Origin of the sequence: Prevotella sp. TCVGH, assembly GCF_023522295.1 — a bacterium.
Lineage (GTDB): Bacteria > Bacteroidota > Bacteroidia > Bacteroidales > Bacteroidaceae > Prevotella > Prevotella timonensis.
Genome location: NZ_QFFX01000029.1, coordinates 20,651 through 36,426 on the forward strand (window position 1 = coordinate 20,651; position 15,776 = coordinate 36,426).

Annotated in this window: 12 protein-coding genes; 3 read left to right on the top strand and 9 right to left on the bottom strand. The window is 39.9% G+C overall.

Annotated features, from left to right (window positions below):
* Window positions 1-317: 317 nt before the first annotated feature.
* The 9 genes from DEM91_RS07020 to DEM91_RS07060 all read right to left on the bottom strand — a co-directional run bounded on the left by DEM91_RS07020 (window position 318) and on the right by DEM91_RS07060 (window position 13,255).
* A complete protein-coding gene (locus DEM91_RS07020; protein ID WP_249858420.1) occupies window positions 318-1,589 on the bottom strand; it encodes a hypothetical protein in 1,272 nt (423 codons plus the stop codon).
* A gap of 13 nt (window positions 1,590-1,602) precedes the next feature.
* Window positions 1,603-1,824 carry a hypothetical protein gene (locus DEM91_RS07025; protein ID WP_249858421.1) on the bottom strand — a complete coding sequence of 74 codons (222 nt, stop codon included), beginning with the start codon at window positions 1,822-1,824 and terminating at the stop codon, window positions 1,603-1,605.
* Between the two features lie 17 nt (window positions 1,825-1,841).
* Window positions 1,842-3,242, bottom strand: coding sequence for a RagB/SusD family nutrient uptake outer membrane protein (locus tag DEM91_RS07030; RefSeq protein WP_249858422.1), 1,401 nt, complete (start codon window positions 3,240-3,242; stop codon window positions 1,842-1,844).
* Between the two features lie 14 nt (window positions 3,243-3,256).
* Window positions 3,257-6,565 carry a SusC/RagA family TonB-linked outer membrane protein gene (locus DEM91_RS07035; RefSeq protein ID WP_249858423.1) on the bottom strand — a complete coding sequence of 1,103 codons (3,309 nt, stop codon included), beginning with the start codon at window positions 6,563-6,565 and terminating at the stop codon, window positions 3,257-3,259.
* 19 nt (window positions 6,566-6,584) lie between these two features.
* On the bottom strand, window positions 6,585-8,825 hold the full coding sequence (locus DEM91_RS07040; protein ID WP_195253082.1) for a S9 family peptidase: 2,241 nt from the start codon (window positions 8,823-8,825) through the stop codon (window positions 6,585-6,587).
* Window positions 8,826-10,265 (bottom strand): S8 family serine peptidase, encoded by a 1,440-nt coding sequence (locus tag DEM91_RS07045; RefSeq protein ID WP_249858424.1) that lies wholly within the window; start codon window positions 10,263-10,265, stop codon window positions 8,826-8,828. It lies immediately after the preceding gene.
* Between the two features lie 372 nt (window positions 10,266-10,637).
* On the bottom strand, window positions 10,638-11,681 hold the full coding sequence (gene rnc / locus DEM91_RS07050) for a ribonuclease III (protein WP_195253080.1): 1,044 nt from the start codon (window positions 11,679-11,681) through the stop codon (window positions 10,638-10,640).
* On the bottom strand, window positions 11,671-12,933 hold the full coding sequence (gene fabF / locus DEM91_RS07055; protein ID WP_249858425.1) for a beta-ketoacyl-ACP synthase II: 1,263 nt from the start codon (window positions 12,931-12,933) through the stop codon (window positions 11,671-11,673). The genes rnc and fabF overlap by 11 nt, the downstream gene beginning before the upstream one ends.
* An 85-nt stretch (window positions 12,934-13,018) precedes the next feature.
* Window positions 13,019-13,255, bottom strand: coding sequence for an acyl carrier protein (locus DEM91_RS07060; RefSeq protein WP_008125219.1), 237 nt, complete (start codon window positions 13,253-13,255; stop codon window positions 13,019-13,021).
* A gap of 367 nt (window positions 13,256-13,622) precedes the next feature.
* On the opposite strand from DEM91_RS07060, the gene DEM91_RS07065 reads away from it, so the two are divergent.
* Genes DEM91_RS07065 through rd form a run of 3 tightly spaced genes read left to right on the top strand, consistent with a single transcriptional unit; the run spans window position 13,623 to window position 15,479 of the window.
* Entirely contained in the window at window positions 13,623-14,225 is a 603-nt protein-coding gene (locus DEM91_RS07065; protein ID WP_249858426.1) for a DUF4254 domain-containing protein, read from the top strand.
* A complete protein-coding gene (locus tag DEM91_RS07070) occupies window positions 14,226-15,290 on the top strand; it encodes a glycosyltransferase family 9 protein (protein WP_249858427.1) in 1,065 nt (354 codons plus the stop codon).
* Window positions 15,291-15,314: 24 nt separating this feature from the next.
* Complete coding sequence (gene rd / locus DEM91_RS07075) at window positions 15,315-15,479, top strand: rubredoxin (protein ID WP_008125213.1); 165 nt, start codon at window positions 15,315-15,317, stop codon at window positions 15,477-15,479.
* Window positions 15,480-15,776 lie beyond the last annotated feature (297 nt).

Sequence of the window (15,776 nt, forward strand, 5' to 3'; positions counted from 1 at the left end):
TAACGCAATGGATTTCCGCACGTATGGCACAAGGATAAGCAACAAAAATAGACTGTATTGGCGAGCAAAACAGTTTGTTTTGGTTCGCAATACAGTCTATTTTCTGTCCTTGACCTAATGTAGGCTGGTTCTATAAATTACCACCTCATATAGTCATCAAATATTTATGAAATACGTTTTGTTATCTTTTGGCTTCTTTTTGAGGTGAAAATGTAAGTTCGTTCAGTCGTGTAGCTCGCTACACTCCTTCACTCTCTTGCATTTTCACCTCAAAAATAAGCTCAAAATCTAACAAAGCTAATTTATAGAACCAGCCTTTACTTTATTTGCTTGAAGTGTAACCTAATCGGAGCGTCCAACATATAAGGTGGTTCTGAAGAAGAATATTTCATTGATTCCACTAATTCATGCCAACTTGGTTCAGTAGGTTCGATATCATAAATAGATATTTCTAAGATTTTTTCCTTTTGTGGGGTCTTCAACAAGCGGAAACCTATGAGAGCTTTACGCACATTGGTATGCGCCTTATCAAAGGCAACATTCACCTTCTCCAACTCATACTCGGTGAGTGAAATCTTTGGCGGGCGACGGACAGCACCCTCATAGAAATATGACTGACGTTCACCCACAAACTTCGCTTTCGTAGGAGCTATGAAGTAATTCTTCAGTTTGCCATCGAAATGAGGCGTCAACCGATAGCCTTCGGCAGGTGTTCCTTCGAGTTCCATCCTATCGGTCTGCACGGTGTCTATGAGTACGGCAGGGTCGTATCCAAAAGAGTTAACAAACCAGTCTTTATTGGTAATGCCCTGGAAACTCCACTTGCCCGACAAGTTGTCTGGACCCACGATGCGAATATCTGTGGTAGGATTGGTGCCAGGCAGCAATCCTGTATTCTCGGCTAAACGTAGGATAATATGATCTTTCCCTTTTTCGTATTTTAAGAATTCAAGGGTTACCGTACCTGTGTTCTGTCCTGCGCGGAACACTGCCTGCTTCGCATCGTTCATAAATTTGAAGTGTACACCCTCTTGCGCGGTAGAAGCTGGATCGACCACCACGTCGAGTCTTGTCTTCTTACTAAACGTAAATTTACTTCCACGAGCGGTTTTTAGGTGTATCACACAATCGCGCGTCAACCCCAACTCACCCTCTTTGTCTTCAAAGCTATAGATGTTTTGTCCCAAGAGTTCTACTTCTATATAATTGAGTGCACCTATTTTAACGCCTTCTACTGGTAACAACGTCAATAAGAAGGATTTAGGTTTAGACACCGCTTTACGCGTCACCTTCAGATAAGCCACCGAGTCGCCCTTGTTGAGGGTAAATGCGCTATCAGAAAGTTCGTAGTCTTGATGCAATACCGCATTGGATGAAGAGGACAAACGATAAGGGATGCGTACGGTTGATGCCGCCTTTCCTTCGGTGACAATAGCCACAATAACCGTATCGCCCACCACATTACCTAAGATATAACGTGGCTCTTCCAAGCTCAACTCGGTATGATAATTGATCGATTCGTCTTTCGAACATGACACCACAACCAGTGCCAATATCAATAGACAAAATCGGATAAATGTTTTCTTCATTGTCATCATAATTTTAATGATTGTTGGTTGACTTATTATATTCATCCTTAATGGCATCCACCTCTTGTTGATCGGCGGAAGACAAATCCTCTGGCTCAGGCATTTTATATACCTTTTTCAGGTAATTACTTGTTTCGCGTGGAGGTACCTCGTCTTCCTGTTGACAGGAGACAGCCCCCATTGCTGTCATCAACATGATGACCGCAGGAAGAAATATTTTGAGATATTGTTTCATCTTCATTATCATTTTAATTAGTAAGTAATGATTTTGTCATACCCTGGGTTCTGTTTCAAACCGCTGATTTTCTCTATTTCAGCAATAGGGATGGGGAAAGTGTACATGTACTTGCGTGTGGTGTACTTCATAGACTGGTAAGCTGTCCAGAATTCAGGTGTTCCATTGCGCTTTAACTCAAAGAATCTATCCCCTTCTAAAAACAACTCTTTACGTCTTTCCTGTAAGATGGCAGAAATCAAAGGATTGAGAGGCTTACCCTCAGCGTCCTCCTGAATCACCTCATAGGAATTGGCAGGAGGCAGCGTTGCCATGGTCCATGCTTGCGCATCTTTTACACGCGCCAACCGAAGGTCATTGAGTTCGGCTAAAGCCTCGTTCGTTTTGCCCAAATGATAGTAGCTTTCGGCTTGCATGAGCTTCAGCTCTTCGGAGCGCAATCCACAGAAGAATGTTTTGACTGCCACACGTTCAGGGGTGACATAGAATTTGTAACGAACGTCTTTTGCCGTATCAGCAACACTAAAACTATTCAAAAAACGAATACTTACTGGGCGGTATTTGATTTCTGTCGTAGTGGCAAGGAAATCCTGATTGTTTCCCGAAGACGTACTGTAAGCCTTGATGAGCTGGTTTGACCCTACCTTGAAAGGCGTACCCATCACCTCTTTATAATTATTGATTTGAAGAATTGGATAAGCTTTTAACAGTTCGGCTGTCAACGGAAGCACTTTACTCCACTGCTCTGTCCAAAAATACAATCGAGCTAAATAGCCCTTACAGACAGGCTCTGTAAAGCGGTACAACGCATCGGTGGAATGATAATTGATTGATTTTTGCAAATCAGCTTCGATGAAGTCGACCGTAGCTTGCATTGAACTTCGCAGTGGGCGGTCTTCAAGATTGAAGGTCTGAACCAACGCCAAACCTAACTGACTATCCATTTTCCCATGCTCTGGTGCTTCACAAAAGTAACGCAACAGCTGATAATAACACACAGCACGCAAGCCATAAGCTGTTGCCAAGATAGTGTTGGCAGCTTTAGTGCCGTCATCATCAAGGTTGTCAATGACAATATTACAATCGCGAATGACCTGATAGAGTTGTTCGTATTTGCTCGCTGCATACGTTCCACCGACAAGATTACCCACATAAAAGGGCAGTCCCTGACCGCTGTTAGCAGTGAGACAAGCTTCAAAATCATCTCCACATCCAGTATCTAAATTCACAATGGTACCCACATTATCCATAAAGCCAGTGGAGCCACCTTCATCCATGTCGTTGAGATGACTATGAAGGAGTGCCGAAAACTCTTCAGGAGTTTTAGGTACAGTCTTTCCATAAGGTTTGATATCCAAGTATTTGTCGCAGGATACAAGCGATATGGCTACGAGAATTATAAAATATATCTTTTTCATACTGGTTCTAACTTTTAAAATCCAACAAATACACCCATTGAGAAACTACGTGCCATAGGATATACTGCACCCGGACTCTCGGGGTCGATTCCCGAATAATTGGTAAAGGTATAAATATTATCTGCTGTGAACGAAACACTGAGCGAGCTTAAACCAATGCGCTGAATTAACTTGGTGTCAAAACTATAAGCTAAATTGAGTGAGCCAATCTTAAAATAAGAAACGTCTTCTAATAAAGAGGCTTTGGTAATTTTTGGAGAGGAAACCACATAATTTTCCAAACCATAATGTTTGCCATACGCATCGAGAATACGAGGATGTGCATCGGTTCGATGATTCTTTGTGGTCCAACGGTTCACCACATCCCTTGTCACATTGAGGTGATTCACATATAAGTCGTTCATTTGTGAGGGTATTTTTTCTACTGTGGTGCCACTCAAAGAACCATAACCTACAGGACTATTGATCTGATTGAGAATCTTTCCGCCCAAAGAATACGTGCCAGATAAGCTAAATGTCAATCGCTTATAAGACAAACTCATGCTATATCCGCCATTGGTAGGTGCGTTAGAAGTACCCAAATAGAACAAATAATTCTCCGCATTGTTGCGGTCTGCAGAGGTTTCAAATACAGCATCAGGGCGTGGCTCGTACGTAATGAGTCCTAAACGACTATCAATGCCAGCCACTTTTCCGCTGAAGATAGAGCCGATAGGATAACCCACATAGATTCCTTCACCTAAACCTGAAACAATAGACTTGTATTCCAACAACCTATTTCTATTGTAGGCGATGTTCCCAGAGATTAACAAATTCCAATCGTCTTGCTTAATCACCTGAGCCGACAAGGTGAATTCAGCACCCGTATTTGACAACTTAGAAGTGTTGAACGATTGATTTCTGAATCCTGTAGAATAAGGAATAAATACCTCTGAAACCGCATCACTCGTAATGCGTTTATAGATTTCGCCCGTCATTCGGATGCGATCATTCAAAAATCCTGCATCGATAGACACCTTCATATCTTTGGTTTTCTCCCATCGCAAATTGGGATTTGGTGCCTTCTTTATCCAGCCCATCCGATAATAGTCGGTATCTGTTTTGCGGAAAGACTGTCGATAATCCATAATCACTTGTGGATGAACCGACTTATTGATATTACCCGTAAACCCATAAGCAGTGCGTAAAGACAAGCTACTAATAATAGGTTTGAGCTTTTCCATAAACGATTCTTGGTCTACATTCCACGACAGACCTAACGAGCCTGTGGGGTTGAACTGTTCCTTGCTACCAAAATTATTGCTACCATCTGTTCTGCCCGTAAACGAAAATACATAGCGATTGTTATACACATAATCTGCAGAAAAATAAAACGATGCAAATCTATCTTCTACAATGTTTTGTCCCGACAGATTATCCATGAGTAAAGCATAGTTTTTCAAGTCGTTATATTCAAAAGTCTTACCTTCTGGATAGACTGGCATGGCAGAATTACCAGACACGGGGTCGTACCCATAGCGTTTAGCAAAGATACTCTTTGCATATTGTCCACGGATTTCTGAACCCAATAAGCCACTGATATAATGTTTGTCATTGAAGGTATTGAAGTAATGCAACTGTCCTCGTAAATTATAACTACTATTGTAGGAAGAACTTTGCGCAATAGAAGAATAAGTACGCTTAGAGGTTAATGTCTTTAAATCGAAAGGACGATCTTGCCAAGCTGTATAAGTATCTTTATCATTGATATTATCTCCGTTGTTCGTTGTGTAGCTGTATGAGCCTAAACCTTCAAAGTTAAGATTATCAATAATATTGATAGTGATGTTTCCAATAACGGTTGTAGAGAAGTTTTTGGTCTTGCTGGACGTATTATTTATCTCTCTCATGATGTTCACCCCGTTATCGGGCAAAGGCAAGGTTGACTTAGAACCGTTAGCGAGCATGATGTTATAATAAGTCTGATCAGCTGCATAGTTTCCTTGCTCGTCATACACACGCTCATAAGGGTTGGCAAAATAGGCGTATTTAAACAAGTCTACTGCCAAAGAAGGACTATTAGACGTTTGCCAACCTAAATCTAATGACAACCCCAATTTTACACGTTTGTTGGGCTTGATGTCCAACTTAGAATTGATATTGTAGCGTGAATAATCGGTTTTCTTCACCAGTCCTGCATTCTCAGAATAGCCTAAAGAGACATAAAAAGTACTCTTCTCCGAGCCTCCCGATAAAGACAAGTTGTGGCTTTGCGATACAGAATTGCGGAAAAGCTCATCGAACCAGTTGGTTGTATGACTGCCTAAGCGAGCGATTTCTGCATCCTGCTGTTCCTTATTCATACCCTTATACTGTCCATATCCCGAACGAATCATGCCCACAATGCCAATTACAGGGTAACGTTCGTTCTTCTCGAAATAGGGCTTAGAGTACTCATCCCACAGTTCTTGTTCCCATGCAAGTTTCTCTTTCGAATCCATTAAGTCGACAGCGCGTGGAGGACGAGTGACCATGGTAGCATTGGCAGAATAATTGATACGTAATTTTCCTGCCACTCCTCGCTTGGTTGTCACCACAATGACACCACCTGCAGCACGTGAACCATAAATGGCTGCTGCCGATGCATCCTTCAAAACGGTAACGCTCTCAATATCATTAGGATTGATACCAGCAATACCATTGGAAAAAATATCGCTGAAATTGCCTGACAACATTTGTGCTTTCGAGATGGTAGGCAAATCTTTTTGAAGTGCTACCCCATCTACCACCCACAACGGGTCTGCATTTCCAGTAATGGTATTGGTACCACGAATACGCACTTTGGCAGATTCGCCAGGACGTCCAGAGAGTGCTTTGACATCTACACCCGCCATCTTTCCTTGTAACAGCATATCCAAATTGGCGGTAGGATTCTTATTCAAATCCTTTGCCGTAATGGTAGATACCGAACCTGTGGTACGCCGTTTGGTGGTACGAGTATATCCCGTTACAACCACTTGTTCCAACAACGAGGCGTCATTTTCAAGCACAATGTTCTTTGTCAAAGCGCTTGTCACCTTGATAGTCTTAGATTTCATGCCCAAATACGACACCGTAATGGTATTTCCTCTATCTACCCACAACGAAATTTTACCGTCCATATCGGCAATCACTCCGACAGGTTTACCCTTCACTTTCACCGTGGCACCTCCTAAGGGATTGCCATCCGTGTCAGTAATGGTAGTGACTACCTGCACCATGGCATCGCTCTTTTGTGGATTTTGAGCTACGATTGCCAATGAGATGAGGCAGAAACAAAAAAATAATAATGCTTTTTTTCTCATAAAAAAGAATATAAATAGATTATTGATGATTCACTATATCAACGTCTCTCGGTGAGAGTTTTAACAGATGATCGCGAAAATAATAACGTATCAAATTATCATAATAAGGCCCGTACACGGCATGATCCATGCCTGGCAATACCATGAAATCGAATCGTTTGTTGGCTTTAATCAGCGCATCTGCCATTCGCAAGGTAGATGCCCATGGCACGTTGTCGTCTACATCACCAGAAATAAGTAACAATTTACCTTTCAGTCGATGCGCTAACTCCATATTGGTGGGCACACGTTTTAAGCCATGATAAGTCTCACCCCACCACTGTATATAGATATTGTTGTCATGATTGCCCGACGCTGCCACAGCCACTTTATAGAAATCTGGATAAGTGAGCAGGGCTGTCACCGACTCGGCAGCGCCTCCTGAATGTCCATAAATGCCCACACGAGCAAGATCAATAAACGGATAGCGTTGAGCCAATGTCTCAATAGTGTGCTTATCATCGCCCACAGCATAATCTCTTAAATTGCCATAACCGTAGGTATAGAAGGCTTTGTCACGAAAGGGAGAACTGCCGCGCGGCTGAACATTAATCACCACAAAGCCCAACTCTGCCAAACTTTGATTGCCATTGTCATCAATCACAAATGCTCTGGGTACTTGATCGGCTTGTGGACCGGGATAAACATTGGAGATGATAGGATATTTCTTGGTGGCATCAAAATTGGAGGGAAGATACATCACGCCTGTTAATTCTGTTTTCTTATCGGGTGCTTTCACGGAAATAAGCTTTGGCTTTATCCAACCTGCTGCCAAAAGTTGTTGTTCGTTGGCACGCTTTATGTCGTATCTGTGGCTTGGATGACGTACATCTATCACCTGAAAGACGGGCGGCATGTCCATACGCGAATAAGTGTCAATAGCGTATTGACGGTTATACGAGAATTCAAGTGTATGTGTTCCGTTGCCAGGTGTCAACAGTTGCTGATGCTTACCATTGAGTGCAACCCTATAAAAGTATCGATAATTAGGATCAATACCCTTTTCTTGTCCGTAACCAGCAAAGATCATTGTATTGGAAAGTGTGTCAATATGCACAATAGTGCTCGCCACTAACTGGTCGCCTCGGGTTATCCGATGGAGCAATTTACCGTTTTTATCATAGAGATAATAATTGCCTCGTCCTGTTCTATCCGACCACCAAATGATTTGCTGACCATGATTTACCAACCGATAATTCATCTCATTAATATTAAGATGTGGCTTAGAAATCTCGGTTATCAATGCTCTCACCTTTCCTGTTTGTACGTCGATATGACATAATTGCAGCGTATCAACCCCTCGGCTGCGACGAGTAAAATAAATGTCACGACCGTTATGGCGGTCGTTTAATTCTACATACTGATCGTTAAACTTTTCTATGGGCAGTAATTTTGCCTCATCTGTATCAGCGTTATACCAAAACAATTTGTATTGGCGTACATGTTTTTCATTGGGCAGGGGCATCTTTTTGGTTTTTAACCGTGGGCGTGGTTTTGCCAATGCATTGATGATATACAGGTCGGCAACCTGACTATCATCCTGAACAAAACACACAAATCGGTGTCCGTACCAGCTACCAGTAATGTTACTGCCTAAGAGTGTGTCTTTTGCCGAACGGTGACAATACGACGCATACGCTTTACCATCGGTGGTAAGTTGCCTGATTTTTCCCGTGAGGTTGTTTCTTACGTAAAGGTTGTATTGGTCACCAAGCATCGTAAAAGCCGAATCAACGGTTTGATAGGGAACCTTTTGACGGTCTTCTCTCTCAAGAGTATTGCTTTCTTGAGATGTCTTTTGAAGTAGCAGTTTTCCTGTCTTTCGATTAAATAGCTTGACAGTACCTTTGTTCTTAAAGGTAAATAGTTGACTATTCCCTTTCACAAATTGTACATTCAAGTATCGTAATTGGTCATTACCAAAAGCAGTATCTCCTGTAAGTTGTTGATATTGCTTCAGGAAAGCAGGTACATCAGCAATCAATTTTTCTCGTTTTCCCGTCTTTGCATCTAAGATATAACGCACCAAATGACCATTCTCCATGCGGTAATAATTCACAAATGTAGATTTATCTATCCATGTCGGAGATGCCAAAACATCACTACTCAGGCGCTTTTTAACTGCCTTTTCTGAATGTAATGCTACCTGCTGCCAATTTGTTTGTTGTGCCCAAGCAAAAATCGGAGGTGTTAAAAGTAATGCAAGAATAATTTTTCTCATCTACCTACGCTTTGTTTTTTCTGCCAATTTTACGGCTTGCAATGCATTTAAGCTACCACCACTGATACTGGCATCTTTATTTTTCATTGGCTGAACACTATTCATTAAAATCTTTACCACTTGCGATGCTTTCAATTTTGGAAAATAACTCCTTATCAAAGCAGCTACTCCACTTACAATGGGAGCTGCAATAGAAGTTCCATTCTCGGTAGCATACTGATTGCCTGGTACAACAGAAGTAATCTCTTCGCCTGGTGCAAATAAGTGTACACGCTGCTTTCCGTAGTTAGATATGGAGGAAACAGCTCCCTTTTTCGTAGAGGCACCTACCCTTATAAAATTGGGATAAAACTTATCGTGGGCATCCAAACCTGTGGGAAAGTAATCAACCGAATCCACATTCAAGTGATTATTACCAGCCGCATGCACTATTAAAACGTCCTTTTGGGCAGCATATGCAAGTGCATTATTCACCATTTGAGGGGTTGGAGAGGTATATTTTCCTAAACTGATATTGATTACTTTTGCACCATTATCAACCGCATAACGAATAGCAGAGGCGATATCTTTATCGTACTCATCGCCATCGGGCGCGGCACGAATAATCATGAGCTTGGCTTTTGGATACACTCCTTGCCAGATTTCATGACCATTTTTTCCCTTTCCTGCAATCACACCAGCCACAAAAGTTCCATGATAGCAACCATCTATGGTTAGTATAGGATTGCCATAAAATCGGTCTGTCTCATCCAAAAGATTATCTCCCATGAGTAATCGCTTATCCTTTGCATGCTCAATTCCGTCAATTCTCGTTTTCATCAACTGAAGATGATTATTTTGTTGATGAACAAATTGCGTCCACTTCATCGTTGTTTTGGCACGTATGAGGTCGGCATAAATCTTCTCTGCCGCCTTTTCCCAAAGCGTGTCTGGTACTTGCAGGTGCATCACACCATTGATAGTGATGGTATCAATAGCTGCATAACGGCGCACCAAGGTATCCATCGTTTGCAATGCCTTATTCTTAATGATTGAAAACTGATACATGCGAAGATAATTAGCAATACCAGCTTTCTTCTTCATTTGCAGATAATAATGATATTCTGTACTATCCGCAGTGTTCACCTGATTGATATTTTTATACTTTGGATATAAACGCTTAAACTGTCGATATTCTTCAGTACCTGCACTGGTCATGTTAAACGATCCATCTGCCGTACCTAAGAAATTCCAACCATGAACGTCATCAATATAGCCATTTTTATCATTATCTTTTCCATCTCCTGCAACTTCTTTAGGATTTCTCCACAAAGCATCCTGCAAATCAACAACAGTAGTATCAATGCCTGAATCGATAATTCCTACAATGATTGACTTTTGCTTTTTTTGATGATACTTTGAAAGGTATTGAAGAGCAGCATCAATAGCAGCTCCCTGCACAGAATCGGGATTTAATCGATACCAATTATTTGGTTCAGCAGTACGAGCGAATGCGACTGATGAAAGACCTAAACAAAATAACAAGCAACTTGAAAACAAAAATTTTCTACAAAACATCCAGCAAATAAATTTGAAAATAAAATACAAATGTAATACTTTTGAAATAAAATAACAACATTTTAACCGATTTTCATTTCACTAATGAATCTATAGTATAAGATTCTAATTCGTTAATTTGATAACCAATGAAATTCTTGCTTACTACTCTATCCAAAAAAGTCAGTCTGTTTTGTGCATAAAAACAGGCTGACTTTTCCTTAATATTGTCTATTACTATTTTTTTGAAAACATTATCAAACGCTCACCATAATATTATTTCTGCTGCGAAAAAGCTTGTTGTTCTGCCTTCGCAACAATCTCTTCTCGGGAAAGTTCGGCAGCATTGATATCATCCAAGTGAAGTTCATCTATCTCTGCTTCTAATGAAGAAGTTAGTTTTTCTTCGTTCAATTGGTCATCGTCTGTAAATACTTCTTCTTGAAAAGGTGACTCATACTTCTCTATTTCGGCAGTCTTCGTAATGATAAAATCGTCTTTAGGAGCTACGTCTGGAACTATCGCCACAGGTTCTTCCTCCATTTTTGTACGATTCGTCTTTGCAGCAAACACCTCATCAATAAACTTTGATTGACGTTTTAATTGCTCCAAAGTGAGTTTACTCGCCAATTGTTGGCTCTCTTTCTTACTGAATCCTTCGCCTGAACACCCTTCAATGCCTTCCAATTCGACAAGATATTTGAAAATGGGATTTCCATTTTCATCCTTCTTTTGTTCTAACAAATTGAAATGAATCTTCACTCTATTCTTCTGACTCCACTCTATCAGCTTGCTTTTAAAATTAACTTCTTTATAAGCAACCTTATCTATATTGAGCATTTCTGACAATATACGATTTTTCATAAATCGCATACAAGCATCATAGCCACGATCCAAATAAATAGCACCTACCAAGGCTTCGAAAGCATTTCCGCCCACATAGCTATTGTGAGAAGAACTACGACCACTGCTCAATAACAGCTTACATATTCCCATCTCGTTTGCCAATTTGTTCAATGTGCTGCGTTGAACCAATTTACTACGGGTATTTGTTAAGAATCCCTCTCGTTTTCCAGGAAAATGTTCATAAACAATATGCCCGACGATAGCATCGAGAACAGCATCTCCAAGAAATTCTAAGCGTTCGTTGTTCACTGGTCTTCCTTTGGCATTGCGTCGCATCACGCTTTTATGCATCAAGGCTAATTTATAATAACTTATATCGTGGGGATAAAAACCAATGATGTTATATAGAGACGAATAAAGCTCCCTCTCTTTTCGGAAAGGGAGCTTTATTCTATCTATCAAATTATTCAGCATATTTTTTGAATACTACACAAGCATTATGTCCACCAAATCCGAAAGTGTTACTCATTGCTACACGCACTTCACGTTTGCGTGGCTGGTTAAATGTGAAGTCCAAACGATAATCTATCTCAGGATCTTCATCATTCTCCTCATGGTTGATGGTAGGAGGAATGATATCATTTTGAATTGCCAATACACTTGCCATTGCCTCCACGGCACCAGCAGCTCCCAACAAGTGTCCTGTCATACTCTTGGTAGAACTGATACTCAACTCGTAGGCATGTTCACCAAATACATCTTTAATGGCTTTGGCTTCCGAAATATCTCCTACTGGAGTAGAAGTTCCGTGAACATTGATATAATCCACTTCTTCGGGTTGTAACCCTGCATCTTTCAATGCTTCGGTCATTACAAGTTTTGCTCCCAAGCCTTCAGGATGACTGGCTGTGATATGATAAGCATCGGCACTGGCTCCTTCACCCACCATTTCGGCGTAGATTTTTGCGCCACGTGCTTTCGCATGTTCTAATTCTTCAAGAATCAAACAGCCTGCTCCCTCGCCCATCACGAAACCATCTCGACTGGCACTGAAAGGTCTTGAGGCATGCGCAGGGTCATCATTTCTGGTAGACAATGCATGCATGGCGTTAAATCCTCCAACACCACTTTCGCAAATAGCTGCTTCTGCACCTCCTGAAACAATGATATTTGCTTTACCCAATCGTATTTGGTTAAAAGCATCTGCCAAAGCCGAACTGGATGAAGCACAAGCACTGGTAGTGGCATAGTTGGGTCCATGGAATCCAAAATGAATGGATATCTGTCCAGCAGCAATGTCGGAAATCATCTTAGGGATGAAGAATGGATTGAATTTTGGACCGTCTTCTTTATGCTGTCCATAATATACCACCTCATCCTCAAATGTCTTAATACCGCCAATGCCAACGCCAAAGATAACACCAATACGATTTTTATCTACCGTGTCCAAGTCTATTTCTGCATCTTTTACACCCTGCATAGCAGCAATCATTGCTAATTGAGTGAAACGATCCAATTTGCGAGCTGCCTTTCTATCAATATAATCATTGATATTCAAGTCTTTTACCTCACAAGCAAATTTAGTCTTGAAGTTGGAAGTGTCAAATAATGTAATAGGAGCAGCACCGCTTTTACCTGCCAACATGTTTTTCCATGTCTCTTCAGGCGTATTACCAATAGGTGTTACGGCACCAAGTCCCGTTACTACTACTCTTTTTAATTCCATAGATTTAATTCCTAATAATTGATTAAAAGCAAATTGAAATTGAGCTGAAAGAATCCTCTCAGCTCAATTATATTTTGGCTTTTAATTATTTTGCATTTTCTTCAATGTAAGAAATTGCATCACCAACCGTAGCAATATTTTCAGCTTTATCGTCTGGAATAGAAATACCAAATTCCTTTTCAAATTCCATAATCAATTCTACTGTATCCAATGAATCAGCTCCAAGATCGTTTGTAAAACTTGCTTCTGGCTTTACTTCAGCTTCATCAACTCCGAGTTTATCAACGATAATAGCTTTTACTTTGCTTTCAATTTCAGACATAATTGTAATTCTTTTAAGTGTTTATAATTTAATCTCTATCAAAAATACGGTTGCAAAGAAACACATTTTTATTCACATTTACAAGTATTTTGCCTAAAAAAGTACTATTTCTTGCACAATATCACTATTATTGTGCAATTATAAGCATTATTTCAATGAAAATATCTGTGTTTGATAAAGTTATCATGAACTAAATTGTCCCATCTTTGAAAAATATTTTAAGGTTCTAACAACTCATTTCATTCATCCAATTTCTATCAATTATTAACATCAAAGCAAATTTTGAAAACACAAAAAACGTGGTCTTTTATTTTGCCATTCACCTTTTATTATTTATATTTGCAACATTAACATAAACTAAAACATTATGTCATTTAGCGAACAATGTAACAAAATTTTTAATCAAGCCATTGACGATTATCATATAAAAGATCATATAGATACTCCAATTCAAAATCCTTATGATAGGGAATCTATTGAAAATCGATTATACCTGAAGTGTTGGATTGACACCGTTCAATGGCATTTTGAAGATATTATCAGAGACCCGCACATTGATCCTGTGGAGGCACTGGCGCTAAAAAGGCGCATTGACCAATCAAACCAAGACCGTACCGATTTAGTGGAGCAGATAGATAGCTATTTCAGACAACAATATAGCGATGTGCAGGTACTTCCAGATGCACGTATCAATACTGAAAGTCCAGCTTGGGCAATTGACAGACTGTCGATATTGGCTCTGAAAATCTACCACATGAAAGAACAAGCGGAAAGAAAAGATGCTTCTTCAGAACATCAATTAAAGTGTACTTCTAAACTGAATGTCCTTTTAGAGCAACAAAAAGACTTAGGAACTGCCATTGACCAACTACTTGAGGACATCGAAGCGGGACGCAAATATATGAAGGTGTACAAACAGATGAAAATGTACAACGACCCTTCTACCAATCCTGTTCTCTACAAAAAATAGATGAAAACAGAGCATCTACTCATTATACGTTTCTCGGCAATGGGCGATGTAGCCATGACTGTGCCAGTGATTTATTCTTTGGCACAACAATATCCACAACTTCGCATTAGCGTCTTAAGCAGACCTTATGCTCAAGCTTTCTTTGACAATTTGGCACCAAACGTGGACTTTATGGCGGCTGACTTAAAGCACGAATATCAAAAAATAAGAGGACTAAACAAACTCTATCGCCGCCTTACAGCCAAACAATTCACTGCCGTGGCAGATTTTCATGACACCCTGCGGTCTAAATACCTTCGAATGAGGTTTTTTATGGATCGCTTCAAGGTGGCACATATTGATAAGCATCGCTCTGAAAAACGTGAACTTATTGATCATCAAAATAAAGTATTAAAGCCCATTCAATCTGCTTTTCAAAATTATGCTGATGTACTGTCTGAATTAGGATATCCCATAAAATTAAATTTTAATTCTATATTCCCGACCAACAACGAAGCATTTTCATCTTTAATACCTAAAATAGGCAACTATAAAGAGAACGAAAAATGGATAGGATTAGCACCTTTTGCAGCACATACGGGTAAAATTTACCCCTTGACACACATGGAACAAACCCTGCAAGGCTTACTAAAAAAATATCCAACAGCACGCATTTTTTTGTTCGGAGGCAGTAATCAAGAAAAGAAAGTTTTTTTGCAATGGACTAAAAAATATCCTTCTTGTACGGTTGTCCCTACTACCCTGCATTCATTACAAGAAGAACTAATATTGATGTCTCAATTAGATGTCATGATAAGCATGGATAGTGCCAACATGCATTTGGCGTCATTGGTGAACACACCTGTTGTCAGTATTTGGGGCGCCACTCATCCTTATGCAGGATTCATGGGTTGGAACCAAAGCATCGACAATGCTGTACAAACAGACTTACCATGCCGTCCATGCTCTATATATGGTGAAAAGCCTTGCCGTCGAAAAGACTACGCTTGCTTATATCAAATAAAACCAGAACAAATTATTCAACAAGTTGATAAAATATTATCTCGTAAAGATAAGTTACATTAATTATTAATTAAAACAAACAAGATTATGAAAAAGTACGTATGCGAAACTTGTGGTTATGTATATGACCCAGCACAAGGTGATCCAGACAGCGGTATCGAACCTGGAACAGCTTTTGAAGACCTGCCAGAAGATTGGGTATGCCCTCTCTGCGGTGTAGGCAAAGAAGATTTCTCTGTAGTAGAAGAGTAAATAAAAAATACACTTGATAATTTGATCAAGTAAAGATTTTTCTAAAATAGCAATGAGTATTATTCATCTCTCATTGCTATTTTTTTGTATTTCTTAATTACTTATCAACCAATAAGTTACAATGCTAAAATTAACTCATGGAGATAAGGGCATTAACTCATGTAAATAAGGGGCTTAAGTCATGGAGATAATGCCCTTAAGTCATGTTTACAATAAAACCATGTACTTTCCTAAAATCACTTGACAGTCTTTATTCACTTTTCCTAATTTACTTGTCAAATTTTTTCATTCATTCTA

Bases quoted from the DNA above. Each gene is read 5' to 3' on its own strand.
- DEM91_RS07020 (WP_249858420.1), bottom strand. From the start codon at position 1,589: ATGAAGAAAACATTTATCCGATTTTGTCTATTGATATTGGCACTGGTT.
- DEM91_RS07025 (WP_249858421.1), bottom strand. From the start codon at position 1,824: ATGAAACAATATCTCAAAATATTTCTTCCTGCGGTCATCATGTTGATG.
- DEM91_RS07030 (WP_249858422.1), bottom strand. From the start codon at position 3,242: ATGAAAAAGATATATTTTATAATTCTCGTAGCCATATCGCTTGTATCC.
- DEM91_RS07035 (WP_249858423.1), bottom strand. From the start codon at position 6,565: ATGAGAAAAAAAGCATTATTATTTTTTTGTTTCTGCCTCATCTCATTG.
- DEM91_RS07040 (WP_195253082.1), bottom strand. From the start codon at position 8,825: ATGAGAAAAATTATTCTTGCATTACTTTTAACACCTCCGATTTTTGCT.
- rnc (WP_195253080.1), bottom strand. From the start codon at position 11,681: ATGCTGAATAATTTGATAGATAGAATAAAGCTCCCTTTCCGAAAAGAG.
- fabF (WP_249858425.1), bottom strand. From the start codon at position 12,933: ATGGAATTAAAAAGAGTAGTAGTAACGGGACTTGGTGCCGTAACACCT.
- DEM91_RS07060 (WP_008125219.1), bottom strand. From the start codon at position 13,255: ATGTCTGAAATTGAAAGCAAAGTAAAAGCTATTATCGTTGATAAACTC.
- DEM91_RS07065 (WP_249858426.1), top strand. From the start codon at position 13,623: ATGTCATTTAGCGAACAATGTAACAAAATTTTTAATCAAGCCATTGAC.
- DEM91_RS07070 (WP_249858427.1), top strand. From the start codon at position 14,226: ATGAAAACAGAGCATCTACTCATTATACGTTTCTCGGCAATGGGCGAT.
- rd (WP_008125213.1), top strand. From the start codon at position 15,315: ATGAAAAAGTACGTATGCGAAACTTGTGGTTATGTATATGACCCAGCA.